Below are 16,788 nucleotides of genomic sequence, written 5' to 3' on the forward strand. Positions count from 1 at the left end.
TCATCTTTTCATCTATTATTTTATCGTGGCCTTGGTAAGGGGGAGCAAGAATGAAATCGGATAAAATTTCGGAAGCGGTGGTACGACGTCTGCCTGTTTACTTGCGTTATTTGAACGAGTTGCATCAGCGTGAGGTGGCTACTGTTTCTTCTCAAGAGCTTGGACAAAGGCTGGATCTGAATCCGGCCCAAATTCGTAAAGACCTGGCTTACTTCGGTGATTTTGGTCGTAAAGGGATCGGGTATGATGTATCCTATTTGATCGAGAAAATTCGTCACATTCTCAAAATTGATCAGCAAATTAATGTAGCTCTGGTAGGCGCGGGTAATCTCGGACAGGCCTTGTCCAACTACAACGCATATCTGAAAGACAACATGAAGATTGTTGCTGTATTTGATGCATATGGACCGAAGATTGGTAGTCAAATCAACAGTTTGACGGTAAAACCAATGGATGAATTGACGGAAGCGGTTAAAATGGAAAACATTCGCATCGGAATTATCACGGTTCCGGATACGGAAGCCCAAAATGTAGCCGATCAGCTTATTGAATCCGGAATCGAAGCGATCCTTAATTTTGCACCAACCATTCTAAAAACACCGCCGCATATCCGCATTCACCATGCTGACTTTACAACGGATCTGCTTAGTTTGGCCTATTACTTGGAGACTGGAAAGGACGACGAGGAAGATGACAACAAATAGATGGGTAATTCACAACGGCAAATTTGCCGTTAATGAAGGCGGCACAACATGGAACGTTGTCCAAGGATACATGGTTGTTGAGAATGACAAGATTGTGCATATTGGTGAGACATTGCCGGATGAAGACAAAAATTGTACCAAAGTGGATGGAAAAGGACTGTTCTTCCTGCCGGGTCTGATCAATACGCATGGTCATGCAGCGATGTCGTTGCTCAGAGGGCACGGAGACGATCTTGCATTGCAAGTATGGTTGCAGGAAAAAATGTGGCCGATGGAAGCGAAAATGACTTCAGAAGACGTATATTGGGGAACTTCGCTATCGGTGCTTGAAATGTTGAAAGGCGGAACTACAGCTTTCCTGGACATGTACGATCACATGGATCAAGTTGCCAAAGTTGTGGAGCAATCCGGCGTTAGAGCAGCACTGGCACGTGGTGTAATCGGGCTGTGCTCGGAAGAAGAACAATTGCGGAAGCTGGAGGAGTCGGCTGCGTTTGCGCGTGAGTGGAATGGACAGGCAGATGGTCGCATTACAACCGTAATCTCGCCACATGCACCATATACATGCCCTCCTGACTACATAGAGAAGCTTGTGCAGGTCGCGAACGACCTAAACCTTCCCCTTCATACACATATGTCGGAAACGCTTCGTGAAGTCGAGCAGAACGTGGCTGATTATGGACTGCGTCCTGTGGCACATCTGGAGAAACTGGGCTTTTTCTCTCGTCCATCCCTGGTTGCACATGCGGTGCATCTGAATGACGAAGAGATTGAGATTCTGGCCCGTCATGATGTGGCTGTATCCCATAACCCGGGAAGTAACCTGAAACTCGCTTCCGGTGTTGCGCGGGTACCTGCGTTGCTGAAAGCAGGAGTTACCGTGTCACTCGGAACAGACGGACCGGCAAGCAACAACAATCTGGATATGTTCGAGGAAATGAGACTGGCTGCATTGATCCACAAAGGTGTATCTGGTGACCCGACGGCAGTGCCAGCAGGCGAAGCGTTACTACTCGGAACGTCATACGGTGCCAAATCTATCTTCTTGAACAATACCGGAGCACTCCAGGTCGGCATGAAGGCTGACTTTATTGCCTTGGACATTGAACAGGCACATTTCTATCCACATACAGACCTGATCTCACATACAATCTACTCGGCTTCTGCTAAAGATGTTGAGCACGTATGGGTGGATGGAAAACAAGTGGTGAAACATGGCGAATGTCTGACGCTGGATGAAGAACGCATTTTGCGTGAGTCTCAATTGGCATTTGATGGTCTGCTTGCTCGTTAATTGCAGGACAGCATCATAGGGAAAGGAAGTTCGGCTTTTGAAGAAAAAAAAGAAGTGGATATGGATTTCGCTGCTTGCACTGGTTCTGATTCTGTTTGGACTTCAGCGTTATTACGTCCATGTCACGCAGGACCAACGCAAGGAAGAAGCGCTCGCCATACAAGCAGCACAGGAGCAACTGGGCATTATATCCTATGATGAATTGCGCAAGTACATCTGGGGAGACAAAGAAGGCTCTGACAACATCTACTGGACCCTGATCGGCAAAAACAAGGATAACCAGGATGTTATGGTCTGGGTTAAATTCGATGCAAACAATCAACCGGTTAAGGGTGCAAACGCTGTACACAGTGAGCTGCTGCAGAATGGCATGTCCGAAGCGCAGATACGCAATCGCTTCAGTTCTGAAGTTCCTGCCGGTGAGATTAAACGAATCATGCCCGGAGTTGTGAATGGAATATATGTGTGGCAAGTGTATTATAAAGACGGTACGCATAACCACTATCGTTTTTATCGTTTTAGCAACGGAGAACAGGTGGACCTGGTCTACACACTCCCGAACAGCTAGAACAGGATAGAGTGAGATAACTAGAGAATTAAAGAAATGAAAGAACCGGCAGACGGATATCCGACTGAACCGGTTCTTTGTGTTGTCTGTAAACATATTTGATTTAAATAGTTAAAATTAATAATTTATTCATATTTTCGCCTTCGAAATTGTATATACGATGTGATATACTCAGATATGTACTCAAAGTTACATTCAAAAACAAATAATCCTGTCGAAATTCTCGCAGGAGTCAATGTGCACATATTCGTATATACCAATAAGCCAGTAGGTTGGGCCAAAATCTGGGAGGGGTAATTCACTTGAAGCTAAAAGTATTGCCTATTGCTATAACTGCCGTCATTTCAGCCGTTGTGTTGTTTGGAGGTTGGTTTGTATATCGTCAAGTGGCCGTGCAGAATCCGATTGAAAAAATGGTAACCCAGTACGATGGAGTCAATGACGTTCAATTAACTATTAACCGCAATGACGTACAATTGAAACTGGATCTGCAACCTGATGTTGATTTGGGCAGACTGGTACAATATATTCACAAAGAAGGACAGACCCTGATTGGAACACGCTCACTAAAGTTGGATGTTGTGGATCATTCCAGTGAAGCACTGGAAAGTTGGTGGGGTGATGCGATGTTCACCGTAGCTCAGGCGATGGAGAACAAGCAATACACCGAGATTACACCAACGTTGTCCAAGATGGCGACGAATGGAATGAAGGTAAATACAGCGATGGATGACAACAATGTATATGTCAGTCTCAGAGACGGAGATGCCAGCAAGTTTATTATTCTGCCGCGTGTGCCCGGTCAGATAGGAGTGTGGCCTAATGCCTAAGTGGACAAAAGAAGTTGCCATCGGATTTTTTCCCGTATTGATTATTTTCCTTGCTTTTACTGGTGTTAATATTGTTCCGATCCTGATTGCAGCAGTGCTTGTCGGAGCTTTGCTGTTCATGATGCAAATGCGTGGCGGGATTACAGTAGGCGCTGCACAGGAACGTAAACGGAAGAAAAAAGGACCTTCCAAGCTTACTTTTGAAGAAATTGGCGGACAGGACAGTGCCAAGCAGGAATTGCGTGAAGCGCTTGACTTTCTGATCAAACATGAAGAAATCCGGAAGTTCGGGATTCGCCCGTTAAAAGGGATCTTGCTGACGGGCCCTCCAGGGACAGGGAAAACGTTGATGGCCAAGGCTGCTGCCCATTACACCGATTCTATTTTTGTAGCAGCATCGGGTAGTGAGTTCGTGGAAATGTATGTTGGTGTGGGTGCCAGCAGAATTCGGGATTTGTTCAAGGACGCGAGAACCCGTGCCACCAAGGAAAATAAGGAAAACGCTATTATCTTTATCGATGAAATCGATGTCATCGGGGGGAAACGTGAGGGTGGTCAACAGCGTGAATATGATCAGACCCTGAATCAGCTCCTGACGGAAATGGATGGAATCTATTCTTCCGATACGCCAAGAATTCTGGTTATCGCTGCAACAAACCGTAAAGAGATGCTGGATAGCGCCCTGACGCGACCGGGACGTTTTGACCGCCACATTCAAGTGGACTTGCCTGACAAAAAGGGCAGAAAGCATATTCTGGAACTGCATGCGGTGAACAAACCTCTGTTGAAGGAAGTTAATCTGGAGAAAACAGCGGAAGAATCATATGGTTTCTCCGGTGCACAGCTCGAAAGTGTGATGAACGAAGCAGCGATATACGCCATGAGAGACGGGCTGTTAAACATCGAACAGCGGCATCTGTCCCTGGCTATTGATAAAGTCATGATGGGTGAGAAGACAGACCGTGAGTCGAGCGTGGAAGAGAAGAAAAGGGTCGCCATTCATGAGTTGGGACATGCCATTATGGCTGAACTCGTTCGTCCAGGCAGTGTTAGTCAGGTGGCACTTAGTCCGCGTGGTCAGGCGTTGGGATATGTACGTCATAACCCGCAACAGGAACAGTTCCTCTATACGAAGCGCTTTCTGGAAGAGCAGATTATGATTGCACTCGGAGGAGCAGCTGCGGAGGAAATGTACTACGGTGGTCGTTCCACAGGGTCACGCAATGACTTTGATCAGGCAACCAATGTTGTACAGACGATGATGGCTTCGGGGTTGACTTCACTTGGGATTGTGAACATGGATATGGTCACAACCGAGGAACTGATGCGAGAGAATAAATTAATTCTGCAAGAACTGATGGAACAGACAAAGCGGTTACTTGAAGAACAACGGACAATTTTCGACAATTCACTCGACATCTTGATACGTGAGGAAGTTTTGTCTGGCGAGCAATTTCGTTGTCAATTTCGTGACAGTGCCCTTCTACCAGCATAATTTATTTATGCTGGTTATTTTTTTTTACATTTCACTCGTGCTAAGATATTATTATATGTTGGGTCGAAATTTGTAATTTTCGGCGAACAGGGTACAATAGAGAAATAGAGAACCGAAAGGATGGAGCAGAACCATGTTTTTCAAAAAAATAGGAGTTGTCGGCGGCGGTACGATGGGACAAGGTATTTCCCAGATGCTCGCAGCCAAAGGACTTGATGTGCTTCTCGTGGAGCATACAACACAAAAGCTGGATCATGCATATGACATGATCGAAACCAATCTGGATAAACAACTGGAGAAATGGGCGATTACAAAAGCGGAGAAGAAATTAATTCTTTCCCGTATTACCAAGGTAGCTCATTTAGCTGAACTTGGAACTTGCGACATGGTCATTGAGACAATTTCAGAGGATCTGGATGCGAAAAAAGCAGTATTCAGCCAACTGGACCAAGTTTGTCCAAGCAATGTCATTCTTGCAAGTAATACATCCACGCTGAGTTTGACCGAGCTTGCAAGCTCGACCAAATACCCAGAGCGTGTTATTGGTATGCACTTTATTCACCCGGTATCCCGGGTTGATCTTGTAGAGATTATTCGTGGACTGAAAACTTCGGATACAACATTCGAAGAGACCAGACGTTTTGTTGAAGATGTAGCGGACAAAAAAGGAGTCATGATTTATGAATCCCCTGGATTCGTAACTTCCCGTCTGATCTGCCTGCTGATTAACGAAGCGTTGCATGTATTGCAAGAAGGTGTTGCATCTGCTGAAGATATCGATGATGCAATGCGTATCGGATACAACTTCCAACATGGACCACTCGAAATGGCTGACCGTTTCGGATTGGATTCTGTTGAAGCTGCACTCGAGAGAATGTTCCGTGAATTCGGAGAATTGAAATATCGTCCTTCTACAGTCCTGAAGAAAATGGTGCGTGCAGGACACCTGGGTGCCAAAACAGGCGAAGGATTCTTCAAGTACGACAAGGATGGTGACCGACTGTGAAAGTACTCGTAATTAATGCGGGAAGTTCCTCGCTCAAATATCAACTGTATAATATGACTGACGAATCTGTACTGGCTAAAGGTTTGGTAGAACGGATCGGAATGGATTCCTCCATCCTGACACACAAACCGACAGGCCGTGAGGATGTTACAGAAGTTAGTGAGATTCTGGAGCATACAACAGCGATCCGTAAAGTCATTGATATTTTGACTCACAAAGAAAATGGTGTACTGGATTCTGTAAGTGAAATTCAAGCTGTTGGACACCGTGTTGTTCACGGTGGTGAAGCATTTAAAGAATCTGCATTGGTAGATGATGCTGCCAAAGCTGAAATTCGTCGTTTGTTCGACTTGGCTCCACTTCATAACCCTGCAGCAATGATGGGTATTCGTGCGGCTGAATTAAATATGCCTGGTGTGCCACAAGTTATGGTCTTTGATACAGCATTCCATCAGACGATGCCTGAAAAAGCTTACCTGTATGCTATTCCGCGTGTACTTTACAAAAAATATAAAGTACGTCGCTACGGCGCACATGGTACTTCCCATGATTTCGTAAGCAAGGCAGCTGCTGAATATCTGGATCGTCCAGTGGAAGAGCTGAAAATTATCACTTGTCACGTCGGTAACGGCGGTAGTGTAACAGCAGTTAAAGGTGGCGTATCCGTTGATACTTCGATGGGTATGACTCCGCTTGAAGGACTGATGATGGGAACGCGTTCTGGTGACCTTGACCCAGCCATCGTACCTTATGTAATGAACAAGGAAGAACTGAGCGTAAGCGAAGTGAACTCTATGTTGAACAAACACAGTGGATTGCTTGCGATCTCCGGAATCAGCAGTGACATGCGTGAGATTACGGAAGGTATGGAGAATGGCGATGCCAACTCCACGCTTGCTTTTGAAATGTACGAGTACCGTCTGCGTAAATACATCGGCTCATATGCAGCTGCAATGAACGGTGTAGACGTGATCGTCTTTACGGCTGGTGTAGGTGAGAACTCCGTTGTACTTCGCCAAAAAGTATGTGAGCAGCTCACTTATCTGGGTGTTGAACTGGATGAAGCGCTGAATGCCATTCGTTCCGGCGAACCACGTCGGATCACAACAGCGAATTCCAAAGTGGAAGTTCTCGTTGTGCCAACTAACGAAGAATTGGTAATTGCACGCGATACACACCGAATCGTATTGAATTCTCAGTAATCTAACTGTAAAGTAAATATAGAATGACAAGGAAGTGCAGAGGACAGGCATAAGCCTGCCCGCTGCATTTTCAAATTCAGGAACCAAGGGGAGATATGGGCATGAATACGAATTGTGTAATTCGTAATGTGAACGAGCATGTGGGCGAAACCGTAACAATCGGTGCCTGGATTAACAACAAACGTTCCAGCGGTAAAATTCAGTTTTTGCAGCTGCGTGATGGAACCGGATATATCCAAGGGGTTGTTGTGAAAAGTGAAGTTAGTGAAGAGATCTGGAACAATGCCAAGAGCCTGACACAAGAAAGCTCTTTGTATGTTACAGGTATTATTCGTGAAGAACCTCGCAGTGCGTCCGGTTACGAGATGACTGTTACAGGGGTTGAGATCATTCACCTGACTGAAAACTATCCAATTACGCCTAAAGAGCATGGTGTTGATTTCTTGATGGACCATCGTCATCTGTGGCTTCGTTCTACGAAGCAACGTGCTGTTATGGTGATTCGTGCAGAGATTATTCGCGCTGTTCAGCAGTTCTTTGATGGTAACGGATTCACACAAGTTGATCCTCCGATTTTGACACCATCGTCTGCGGAAGGAACAACGAACCTGTTCCACATCAAATACTTTGATGAAGATGCTTATCTGACACAAAGTGGTCAATTGTATATGGAAGCCGCAGCCATGGCGCTGGGCAAAGTATATTCATTTGGTCCAACATTCCGCGCAGAGAAGTCCAAAACACGTCGTCACTTGATTGAGTTCTGGATGATTGAGCCGGAAATGGCATTTGTAGATCACGAGGAAAGTCTGCGCGTACAAGAGAAATTTATCGCTCATGTCGTTCAATCCGTGGTTAAAAACTGCCGTGCAGAACTGGAATCTATCGGTCGTGACGTATCCAAACTCGAAGGCATCGTAGCGCCATTCCCGCGTATTACGTACGATGAAGCAATTGAATTCCTGCATGGACAAGGCTTTGATATTCCTTGGGGAGAAGACTTCGGTGCACCACACGAAACAGCAATTGCTGAGAAGTACAATACACCCGTCTTTATTACGCATTACCCTGCTGGAATCAAGGCATTCTATATGAAACCAGATCCGAATCGTCCAGAAGTTGTTCTCTGTGCTGATATGATTGCACCAGAAGGCTACGGAGAGATTATTGGCGGTTCGCAGCGTATCGATGATCCGGAATTGATGCAACAACGTTTTGAGGAGCACAATCTCTCGGATGAAGCTTACCAATGGTATCTGGATTTACGTAAATACGGATCGGTTCCTCACTCCGGTTTCGGTCTGGGATTGGAGCGGACGGTAGCATGGATCTGTGGATTGGATCATGTACGTGAAACAATCGCATTCCCACGTATGCTCTATCGTCTGTACCCTTAATGTTTAACCGAGGAGCGTCTATGGAAGACACCACATCCAAAGCTTGGTTGGATGGAGCAGCTTATGGCATGACTTCGGGTACAGCTCATCTGCCGTATGCCTTGTTACGTTTTTATCACCAGCTTGGTCTATCAGATGCAGAAGTTCTTCTTCTGATTCAACTGCTAGGGTTCCGTCAGGCAGAGTTCAATGAGTTTCCCACGCTTGAAGAGCTTGCGGCGCGCATGGGACTTGCACCTGAAGGCATTGCCAGAATGTTGCAACGTCTGATGAGGGATGGGTATATTGCTATTGACGAGCACCGTGACGAAGAACGGGACATCCAGTACGAGCGATATGATTTACATGGATTATATGCCAAGCTTGCAAAGTGCACTGCTGAAGAAGTAGCCGCATTCCGTGCGCAGCAGCAGAGTAACAATACAGCACGTCAAGATTCGAACAGTGTTCAAAAAGAAGAGGAAGAACGGAACATGTTCTCCATCTTTGAAAAAGAATTTGGACGTCCGCTCTCTCCAATGGAGTGCGAGACGATATCCGGCTGGTTGGATCAGGACCGTTATCAAGAGGAATTGATTCTAATGGCTCTGAAGGAAGCGGTTTTTGCAGGCAAAGTACATTTCCGGTATATCGATCGAATACTACTTGAGTGGAGTCGCAATCGTGTCAAGACCGTTCAAGACGCGAAGGCGTACACACAGCGGTTTCGTAATGGTGGACGTTAATTCCAGCGTAGGCAGGGACAAGAAACAGGCCAGAAGTCATTCTGTGCCTGTTTTTTTTGGATTAAAGATTGGATGAGTGATCAGCAACATCAACCTTTCAGGCAATGATTTCATTTTGTTTTACAAAAATTTGATAGATCACGCAGGGGTTAACGCACAAGCTATCGTCTATTATATTGGAGAGGAGGGGAGAGTTATTGATGAAGCGCGCGTAATCGAACAAATCCGTCAAGGAGATACATCCCAGATGCGTACTCTGATTGATAAATATAGCCAGCATGTATACCATGTGGCCTATTCCGTACTCAGGAACGATCAGGAAGCACAGGATGCAGCTCAGGAGGCGTTCATACAGATGTATAAGTCTCTCCCCGACTACCGTTCTGAAGGTTTCAAAACGTGGTTAACCCGAATTGCCTTTCACAAAGCGATTGATGCCAAACGCAAGCTGGGCAGACGAACTGCTGAGGATCTGGGTGGAGAAGAAAAAATAATCAATATGCCCGGACGGGATGAAGACGTTCTTACCCGTCTCGTTCGTGAAGAACGTCAGGATAAACTTCGCGAACGAATTAATCAGTTGCCTGCTCAGCATCGTGACATTATCACTGCGTATTATCTAAGCGAAAAAAATTATGAGCAGATTGCCAGTGATGCACAGGTGGCTGTGAAGACTGTGGAATCCCGCTTGTATCGTGCCCGGCAGTGGATTCGAAAAAATTGGAAGGAGGATGAATGGTATGAGTAAACAGGAGAAGTATACCGCTGCGCAATGGACTGATTATATTGAAGGCCATATGAGTGAAACTCAAGCGAACCAAATGGAACAGCTTCTGATGGAAGATCCGGATGCGATGGACATCTATCTGGAAGCGCTTGGTATCCATGGAGAACTGCCTCCGCTACTTGACCCAACAGGGTTTGCGGATTCAGTCATGCATCGGATTGAGGGCATTCAATCACCCAAGGTAGAACGCAAATCCCGTGCTGGGCGAAACAGGCGCTGGCTTGATCATAAAGTGTTCCATTACTCGGTAGCGGCCTGTTTGACATTGATCTTCCTCTCGTCTGGACTTTTTGACAAGGTAGCACCATATCACAAGTTCCAGGATGGCGACCACAGAGGGTCATTTACCGAGAAATGGACGGAGGCAGCCACTTCATGGCTGGATAACCTCAAGCCTAAACCATAAATAGTTTCGCATTGCCTGAAAAGAAAGGATGACGACTGTGCACTCAGATCGTAACAAATTACTCGCATTTCTATTAAACCTGATACCAGGTCTCGGTTTCATGTATTGGGGAAGGGCTGCAAGGGCTGTGATCTATCCATTGCTTTTCTTCGGAACAGCTGTTGGCTCATTCATGTTAGCCATGGTCACTAATGAACAAGATTTATTGATTTTCGGTGCACTTTTTGCTGCTTTCTTCTGGGGGATCAGCATGCTGGATATGGTTATTGTTCTGCTCCGTACACCTTCTGCCCGAGAAGCACATTATAGGGGATACGGTGCGGCTTATGGAGCGCCTCCACACCAAGGGGCAGCCTACCAGGGAGCATACATGGGTCAGCAAGGGCCTATGGAGCAGATGAATGAAGATGAGCTGCATCAACATCCAGGTGGTGAATATGGCCATCCTGAGGGCCCCTATGGTCAACCCATGTACCGAAAAGGCAGTGAGGGTGAAAGGTTCTTCACCATTTTGCTCTCATTTGTTCCGGGATTGGGACATCTTCATCTGGGATTGTTACATCGTGGGTTGTCGTTCCTGATGGCGTTCTTTGGTTCATTTGCCATGATGGTTTTCGTGGCTTCGATCACCAATGAATCCGTATTTTTAATGTTTCTGCTCATACTGCCCGTAATATGGGTATACTGCATGTTTGATGCGGTGCAGCACGTCCACCGTAAGCAGGCTGGTGAGATATTACAGGATCGGACATTATTCGAGGAATTGGAGATGGGCAGAGTAGCCGGACGACGTAGCAAAGTGCTTGCAACGCTGCTATCTGCTTTTCCAGGTGCAGGTCATCTATATCTGGGATTACAAAAAAGAGGCATGCAATTAATGTTCCTGTTCCTGGGCAGCATCTATGTTCTGGACCTGCTTCACTTATCTGTGTTTCTGTTCATGATTCCGTTAATCTGGTTCTACAGCTTCTTTGACGGGCTACAGTGCTCCAGTCGTTATGGACGCGAGCCTTTGGTTGATCAACCGATCTTCAAGGACTGGGCCCGCCATCAGCGTCTGATTGGTTTCGGGATTGCCGCGCTGGGTCTATATTACCTGACGATCCGGCTTGTCATTCCACAGCTGAATGAGCTCTTCCCTAATGCATTTATGACATACGAGATTCGTTCCTATTTAAACACCGTCATCGTATCCTTGCTGCTCATTTTTGGCGGCTTGAAACTGCTGTTTGGCAAGCAACGGGGGACGGGTATCCAAAGTGCTGCTCATCGAAATGATGAGGGAGCAGACAGTCTCTTTTTATTCAAGGATCGGGATGATCGACTGTAGAGTGACCTAAAGATTATTTACACTGACACTACGATGACAGAGCAACCTTTCAATCGCTGTTATCCCATAACAGAAAAACACGCCAAGGGCTATGTATATCAGCCTCTGGCGTGTTTTTGGTTGTACAGCTTTGATTTCGAATAAATGAATACTATTTCGTAGCGCCCTTCAGCAGAAGTTGACGGTACATCACTTCGAACAAGAACTCGAACGCTTCCAGATGACGTTTCGCTTCAAAAGCATCCTTGCCCCACGCATATATGCCGTGGTTACGCAGCAAAATTCCTGGTACGTTGGCATCAAGTACACCTGGCACCAATTCAGCGATAGATGGAATATCTGCAAAGTTAGGCAGGACGGGTACACGAATCTCCGCATTTTCTTCCCAAATGTTGAAAGCCTTGATCAACTCGATTCCTTGAATCGGTACGTGTCCATCTGCTCCAAAGAATTCACTGATCAGGTTGTTAAACACAGTATGCACGTGGAATACAGCACCACAACCCGTCAAACGATAGATTTCGCAATGAATCAACGTTTCGGCACTTGGTTTCAACGTTGTTGTTTCAATTGCTTTGCCGTGTTTGTCCACAAAAAGAAAGTCTTCCGGAGTGCGAAGTGATTTGTCTTTGCCTGAGGCGGTAACCGCAAAATAAAATTGCTCCGGGTCAAAGTCTCCTACACGCATCGACAGATTGCCACTTGTTCCGGGGAACCAGTTACGACCGGCAAACAACGCTTTAATATCAGCCAGTTCTTCAAGGACCTGACGTTTGTGTTCCAATGTAATCTTTTCAAAGCCCATCGTTTACAGCACTCCTTGTGTTTGCTTCTGTTTCATATCTTCGATGATATCGTAAAAGGTAGCGAATGGCACATGGTCCACACCCAGCTCAATACATTTGTCCGTTAAAATGGAGCGGGAGTAGACGAGATCGGCAATTTTGGCACCTTCAAAATCCGTCAGACTGTCTCCAATGAGGATTCGATTGTATTGTTCTTCCGGGAAGGTACGAATGACTGTTGTTTTGCACATGCCGCAGCCATTCTCACAAGGAGGCTGGCAGGGATTCGGCCATTCAATCTTAATGGTTTCACCCGAGAAGTCAGCTCCGTTGCAATAGACATGATCCTGCGGGATATGAAATGGTGCGAGTAACGGTTCGATAAAAAAGTCCATACCCCCGCTGGTCACATTGAATTCGATCCCTTCGCTGCGAACGTAGTCAAGAAACTCGCTGAATCCTTCACGGATGCCCGCTTGTCCAAGCACAAATTCCACAATTTCATCTTTCTGCGATGCAGGAAACAGAGCAAACATGGCTCCAACACCTTCACGAAGCGAGATTTTTTGCTCAATCGTATCTTTCATAATCGCTTCAATGCCCTCAGGCTTGAAATGTTTCATGATTGCGACAATATTGTCCGAGAGCGTAATCGTACCGTCAAAGTCACAGAAAATGACTGTTTTTTTATCACTTCTCATCGTTCGCCACCCCACAGATCCAATGCACTTTTCAGCTCCGGATGCTCGGTTGCATACTGCGCGAGTGGAATGGAACGTTGAGCTGCCTCAATGGCTTGCAGGAATGCACGTCCGCCTGCCTCAGTGCCCATAGGATGTCCATGAATACCGCCACCAGCATTAACGATGACATCCGTGCCAAAGTCGCGCAAAATGAGTGGTACAAGGCCTGGATGGATGCCGGCTGAAGGCACTGGCATACTGGTTCGTACAGGCAGATCAGCTGTCAGTAATTGCTCCGTGATCGCCATATTTTCTTCCTTCGGCATCGTAACCGAACCATAAGGAGAAGGGAAGAGCACCAGATCGGCACCTGCAAGACGCATCAACTGACCAAGTACAACCGAAGCCGACATGCCGTAATGTGGTGAAGGATACAGTGCTCCCGCAAGAGCAGGATGAGCCATAATTGGCACATTGATGTCAGGATCACTGCTGAGTTCATGCAGCACATCATATCCGTAAGACAATACGTTGAATAACAGGGCATTGGCTCCTGCACCAATAGCGCGTTCAGCTTGTTGCTTCAGACGAGATGTAGGTCCTGTAAGATTGGTTGCATACAGAAGTTTCTTGCCGGTCTCCTGGCGTGCCTGTTCGGCAGCTTTCATGCAGACCTCGACTCTTTTTTCGATAGGTGTCAATTTATTTTCGAACAGAATCTCATCGTCCTTGATCAGATCAACGCCCCCAAGGGCCTGACGAATAAATTGTTCACGCAGTTCATCTGCATCCAGTCCGATAACTGACTTAAAGATACTCATTAACAGTGGACGATCATGCACACCAAGCAGATCACGAACACCATTCAGTCCAAACTTGGGTCCAGGGAATGCACTGAGGAAGCCATCCGAGAAACCAAGCTTTGTTAATTTGATCCGGCCATCCATTGAGATTTTGCCAAAGACCGTCACGAGCAGGGCAGGGATATCACGGCTGAAGTTAACATCAGGATATCCGATGGTAATATCGGCGTAACGCTCACCCGCAGCTATTCCTTCAGCTTCATTTACTTCTACGCTGATTACTTCACCCAGATGTTTCTGCATCGCTTCACGCTGGGCTTGCGGCAACTCAGTCCAGCTACCCACGGTCATGCCAATCGCGATAGACTGAGCCTTCTTGCGAAAGTCTGCATGATCATCATGCAGACGATATGTGGCTGTGCACATGTTATTCATTTTAAATCCCCTTCCAAAGCAGCTCCCATCTCCCGTGAGCGCTCTGCACAGCGGTTGACGGCTGCGATTACATTTTCAAAGAAATCTCCTTCGTCCAGCGTCTTCAGTGCTGCTTGGGTCGCCCCTCCCGGGGATGTCACATCACTACGAAGCTTCATCGGTTCCAAACCGGTTTGTTGTACCATACGTGACGCGCCCAGCACCGTCTGAACAGTAAGATCACGAGATTGCTGGCTGGATAAGCCACCACGAATACCTGCGGCAATCATGGCCTCCATTAAATAGTATACATAAGCAGGGCCGCTTCCGGAAATCCCAGTGAGCACTTCGAGTTTATCTTCAGGTACGATGGTTACGATACCAACCGCTTCAAACATTGTCATCACCGTACTACGCTGTTCATCCGTAATCTCCGCAGAGAAGGCAAGCCCGGTTGCACCGAGTCCAATGGTACTGGATGTGTTCGGCATGGTTCTCGCGATCGGTTGTTTACGACCAAGCAAGGACTGCATCGTGCGGATTGATAATCCGGCAATGACAGATACGATCAGTTGATCCGGTGATAACAGTGGCCCAAGTTCGCGCAGCGCTGCGGCAGCATCTTTGGGTTTCATACAGAGTACAATGACCGGAGTGGAGGCAAGGTGATCCAAGGATTGCGAGGCAGTTCCGGTATGTACAGCATAACGGGTGCTGAGCTCCTCCTGACGTTTCTGGTTGCTGCGGTTCAGCATCGTAATATCCTGAGGACGAACGACTAGGCGGGAGATCAGTCCGCGCACGATGGCTTCAGCCATCGCGCCTGCTCCGTGGAAAGTAATCTTCTGTTGTAGTAACGTCTGTTGCTCTTGACTCATATTTATCGTTCCTCCTATATAACTGGTGCTGGGATATTATTGACGAATCTGTCCATTGCCTGTAATCCGATATTTGGTTGATGTCAGTGCTGGTAGTCCCATCGGTCCACGTGCATGCAGTTTCTGGGTACTGATTCCGATTTCGGCTCCATAGCCAAATTCAAACCCGTCGGTGAAACGTGTGGACGCATTGTGATAGACGGCTGCTGCATCCACATCATGCATGAAGCGCTCTGCATGGGCTGTATCCCGGGTTACGATACACTCGGAATGTTTGGTTCCGTAATGTGCGATGTGCTGCATCGCTTCGTCCAGGTTCTCGACCACCCGGATATTTAAAATATAGTCGTTGTACTCGGTCGCATAGTCTTCCTCGGTTGCCTCAAGGGCAGAAGGAACAAGACGGCGCACCGTGTCGCAACCTTTCAAGACCACATTGGCCTCACGGAATTGCTCGGCAAGAGCAGGCAGATGCTCTTCCGCGTATGCGGTATGCAGAAGCAACGTTTCCATGGAGTTACATACGGATGGACGTTGTGCCTTGGCATTGATGGCAATTTCGGCTGCCATAACTGGATCGGCTGATTCATCCACATAGGTATGGCAAATGCCCGCTCCAGTTTCGATGACAGGTACCGTTGCGTTGGCAACCACATTACGAATGAGGGAAGCTCCTCCGCGTGGAATGATGACGTCCAGCAGTCCGTTCAACTTGAGCATCTCATCTACGGAAGCACGATCTGCATCTTCAACCAATTGCAAAGCATCAGCAGGCATGTCTGTCGTTGTGAGTGCCTGATGCAGCACCTCCACAATTTTACGATTGGAGGACAGGGCAGAGGAACCGCCGCGCAGAAGCACTGCATTACCTGTTTTAAGACATAATCCGGCTGCGTCTACAGTTACATTAGGACGAGCTTCGTAGATGATGCCAATCAGGCCAATCGGCACTCTTAATTTTTCAACATGTAATCCGTTTGGACGGGTAAATGTCTCTAACACTTCGCCGACTGGATCAGGCAGATCTGCAATCTGACGTAACCCTTCAGCAATGCCTGCGATCCGCTCTGGATTAAGTGCGAGACGATCCAGCATGGATTCTGGCGTGCCTTGTTCTCTGCCTCGTGCCAGATCTTCGGCGTTTGCCGTAATGATGGAATCCGTCTCCTTAATCAAAGCATCTGCCATGACACGCAGGGCCGTATTTTTCTGTTCTGTATTCAATCGGTTCAGCTGTGGAACCGCTGCTTGGGCTTTGCTCGCTTTTTCTCTGACTTCACTCATCGTAATTCCTCCTCATATATATAAAGTTAAAATTTCAACCACATGTTGGACTAAAGATTATTCACACAGACACTACGATGACAGAATAACCTTCCAATCGCTGTTATCCCCAGATTTTTTCGATTCCCTTTTCTAAAGGGAAAATCCGAGGATAAAGGCGAACGCTCCGCTTTTTCAGGTTTTTTCTGTCCTCTCCG

General features: G+C 46.9%; 17 protein-coding genes. 12 read left to right on the forward strand and 5 right to left on the reverse strand.

Annotated features, from left to right (window positions below; all coding sequences use genetic code 11):
* The first annotated feature begins 50 nt into the window (after positions 1-50).
* The 12 genes from PAEAM_RS08865 to PAEAM_RS08920 all read left to right on the forward strand — a co-directional run bounded on the left by PAEAM_RS08865 (position 51) and on the right by PAEAM_RS08920 (position 11,744).
* Positions 51-704, forward strand: a complete 654-nt coding sequence (locus tag PAEAM_RS08865; protein WP_076317448.1) for a redox-sensing transcriptional repressor Rex — start codon at positions 51-53, stop codon at positions 702-704.
* A complete protein-coding gene (locus PAEAM_RS08870) occupies positions 691-1,998 on the forward strand; it encodes an amidohydrolase (protein WP_100527244.1) in 1,308 nt (435 codons plus the stop codon). Before PAEAM_RS08865 ends, PAEAM_RS08870 begins: the two co-directional genes overlap by 14 nt.
* 37 nt (positions 1,999-2,035) lie before the next feature.
* On the forward strand, positions 2,036-2,566 hold the full coding sequence (locus PAEAM_RS08875; RefSeq protein WP_100527245.1) for a DUF5590 domain-containing protein: 531 nt from the start codon (positions 2,036-2,038) through the stop codon (positions 2,564-2,566).
* A gap of 302 nt (positions 2,567-2,868) precedes the next feature.
* Positions 2,869-3,396 carry a hypothetical protein gene (locus PAEAM_RS08880; RefSeq protein WP_100527246.1) on the forward strand — a complete coding sequence of 176 codons (528 nt, stop codon included), beginning with the start codon at positions 2,869-2,871 and terminating at the stop codon, positions 3,394-3,396.
* Positions 3,389-4,891 carry an AAA family ATPase gene (locus PAEAM_RS08885; protein WP_047843540.1) on the forward strand — a complete coding sequence of 501 codons (1,503 nt, stop codon included), beginning with the start codon at positions 3,389-3,391 and terminating at the stop codon, positions 4,889-4,891. Before PAEAM_RS08880 ends, PAEAM_RS08885 begins: the two co-directional genes overlap by 8 nt.
* A gap of 133 nt (positions 4,892-5,024) precedes the next feature.
* Complete coding sequence (locus PAEAM_RS08890; RefSeq protein WP_100527247.1) at positions 5,025-5,897, forward strand: 3-hydroxyacyl-CoA dehydrogenase family protein; 873 nt, start codon at positions 5,025-5,027, stop codon at positions 5,895-5,897.
* Entirely contained in the window at positions 5,894-7,099 is a 1,206-nt protein-coding gene (locus PAEAM_RS08895) for an acetate/propionate family kinase (protein WP_100527248.1), read from the forward strand. Before PAEAM_RS08890 ends, PAEAM_RS08895 begins: the two co-directional genes overlap by 4 nt.
* A 101-nt stretch (positions 7,100-7,200) precedes the next feature.
* Positions 7,201-8,496, forward strand: a complete 1,296-nt coding sequence (gene asnS, locus PAEAM_RS08900; RefSeq protein ID WP_017687752.1) for an asparagine--tRNA ligase — start codon at positions 7,201-7,203, stop codon at positions 8,494-8,496.
* A 20-nt stretch (positions 8,497-8,516) separates the two neighbouring features.
* The gene (locus PAEAM_RS08905; RefSeq protein WP_100527249.1) at positions 8,517-9,221 is read left to right on the forward strand and encodes a DnaD domain-containing protein; all 705 of its coding nucleotides are present in this window, start codon (positions 8,517-8,519) and stop codon (positions 9,219-9,221) included.
* A 115-nt stretch (positions 9,222-9,336) separates the two neighbouring features.
* Complete coding sequence (locus tag PAEAM_RS08910; RefSeq protein ID WP_165789864.1) at positions 9,337-9,969, forward strand: RNA polymerase sigma factor; 633 nt, start codon at positions 9,337-9,339, stop codon at positions 9,967-9,969.
* Positions 9,962-10,414, forward strand: coding sequence for a hypothetical protein (locus tag PAEAM_RS08915; protein ID WP_100527251.1), 453 nt, complete (start codon positions 9,962-9,964; stop codon positions 10,412-10,414). The genes PAEAM_RS08910 and PAEAM_RS08915 overlap by 8 nt, the downstream gene beginning before the upstream one ends.
* Positions 10,415-10,442: 28 nt before the next feature.
* The gene (locus tag PAEAM_RS08920; RefSeq protein WP_100527252.1) at positions 10,443-11,744 is read left to right on the forward strand and encodes a multi-tm2 domain protein; all 1,302 of its coding nucleotides are present in this window, start codon (positions 10,443-10,445) and stop codon (positions 11,742-11,744) included.
* 151 nt (positions 11,745-11,895) lie between these two features.
* Here the strand turns inward: PAEAM_RS08920 and PAEAM_RS08925 are convergent, their stop codons facing one another.
* The 5 genes from PAEAM_RS08925 to PAEAM_RS08945 are packed head-to-tail and all read right to left on the reverse strand — an operon-like array spanning position 11,896 to position 16,591.
* Entirely contained in the window at positions 11,896-12,549 is a 654-nt protein-coding gene (locus PAEAM_RS08925) for a methylthioribulose 1-phosphate dehydratase (protein WP_076317453.1), read from the reverse strand.
* 3 nt (positions 12,550-12,552) lie between these two features.
* On the reverse strand, positions 12,553-13,230 hold the full coding sequence (locus PAEAM_RS08930) for a 2-hydroxy-3-keto-5-methylthiopentenyl-1-phosphate phosphatase (RefSeq protein ID WP_100527253.1): 678 nt from the start codon (positions 13,228-13,230) through the stop codon (positions 12,553-12,555).
* The gene (locus PAEAM_RS08935; protein ID WP_076317454.1) at positions 13,227-14,450 is read right to left on the reverse strand and encodes a 2,3-diketo-5-methylthiopentyl-1-phosphate enolase; all 1,224 of its coding nucleotides are present in this window, start codon (positions 14,448-14,450) and stop codon (positions 13,227-13,229) included. The genes PAEAM_RS08930 and PAEAM_RS08935 overlap by 4 nt, the downstream gene beginning before the upstream one ends.
* Entirely contained in the window at positions 14,447-15,307 is an 861-nt protein-coding gene (gene proC / locus PAEAM_RS08940; RefSeq protein ID WP_036671976.1) for a pyrroline-5-carboxylate reductase, read from the reverse strand. The genes PAEAM_RS08935 and proC overlap by 4 nt, the downstream gene beginning before the upstream one ends.
* Before the next feature lie 36 nt (positions 15,308-15,343).
* The gene (locus PAEAM_RS08945) at positions 15,344-16,591 is read right to left on the reverse strand and encodes a glutamate-5-semialdehyde dehydrogenase (RefSeq protein WP_100527254.1); all 1,248 of its coding nucleotides are present in this window, start codon (positions 16,589-16,591) and stop codon (positions 15,344-15,346) included.
* Positions 16,592-16,788: the final 197 nt, after the last annotated feature.

The sequence above is a fragment of the Paenibacillus sp. GM1FR genome (genome assembly GCF_002803315.1).
GTDB classification, from domain to species: Bacteria; Bacillota; Bacilli; order Paenibacillales; family Paenibacillaceae; genus Paenibacillus; species Paenibacillus amylolyticus.

Bases quoted from the DNA above. Each gene is read 5' to 3' on its own strand.
- PAEAM_RS08885 (WP_047843540.1), top strand. From the start codon at position 3,389: ATGCCTAAGTGGACAAAAGAAGTTGCCATCGGATTTTTTCCCGTATTG.
- PAEAM_RS08915 (WP_100527251.1), top strand. From the start codon at position 9,962: ATGAGTAAACAGGAGAAGTATACCGCTGCGCAATGGACTGATTATATT.
- PAEAM_RS08905 (WP_100527249.1), top strand. From the start codon at position 8,517: ATGGAAGACACCACATCCAAAGCTTGGTTGGATGGAGCAGCTTATGGC.
- PAEAM_RS08870 (WP_100527244.1), top strand. From the start codon at position 691: ATGACAACAAATAGATGGGTAATTCACAACGGCAAATTTGCCGTTAAT.
- PAEAM_RS08945 (WP_100527254.1), bottom strand. From the start codon at position 16,591: ATGAGTGAAGTCAGAGAAAAAGCGAGCAAAGCCCAAGCAGCGGTTCCA.
- PAEAM_RS08890 (WP_100527247.1), top strand. From the start codon at position 5,025: ATGTTTTTCAAAAAAATAGGAGTTGTCGGCGGCGGTACGATGGGACAA.
- PAEAM_RS08920 (WP_100527252.1), top strand. From the start codon at position 10,443: ATGACGACTGTGCACTCAGATCGTAACAAATTACTCGCATTTCTATTA.
- asnS (WP_017687752.1), top strand. From the start codon at position 7,201: ATGAATACGAATTGTGTAATTCGTAATGTGAACGAGCATGTGGGCGAA.
- PAEAM_RS08925 (WP_076317453.1), bottom strand. From the start codon at position 12,549: ATGGGCTTTGAAAAGATTACATTGGAACACAAACGTCAGGTCCTTGAA.
- PAEAM_RS08930 (WP_100527253.1), bottom strand. From the start codon at position 13,230: ATGAGAAGTGATAAAAAAACAGTCATTTTCTGTGACTTTGACGGTACG.
- PAEAM_RS08865 (WP_076317448.1), top strand. From the start codon at position 51: ATGAAATCGGATAAAATTTCGGAAGCGGTGGTACGACGTCTGCCTGTT.
- PAEAM_RS08935 (WP_076317454.1), bottom strand. From the start codon at position 14,450: ATGAATAACATGTGCACAGCCACATATCGTCTGCATGATGATCATGCA.
- proC (WP_036671976.1), bottom strand. From the start codon at position 15,307: ATGAGTCAAGAGCAACAGACGTTACTACAACAGAAGATTACTTTCCAC.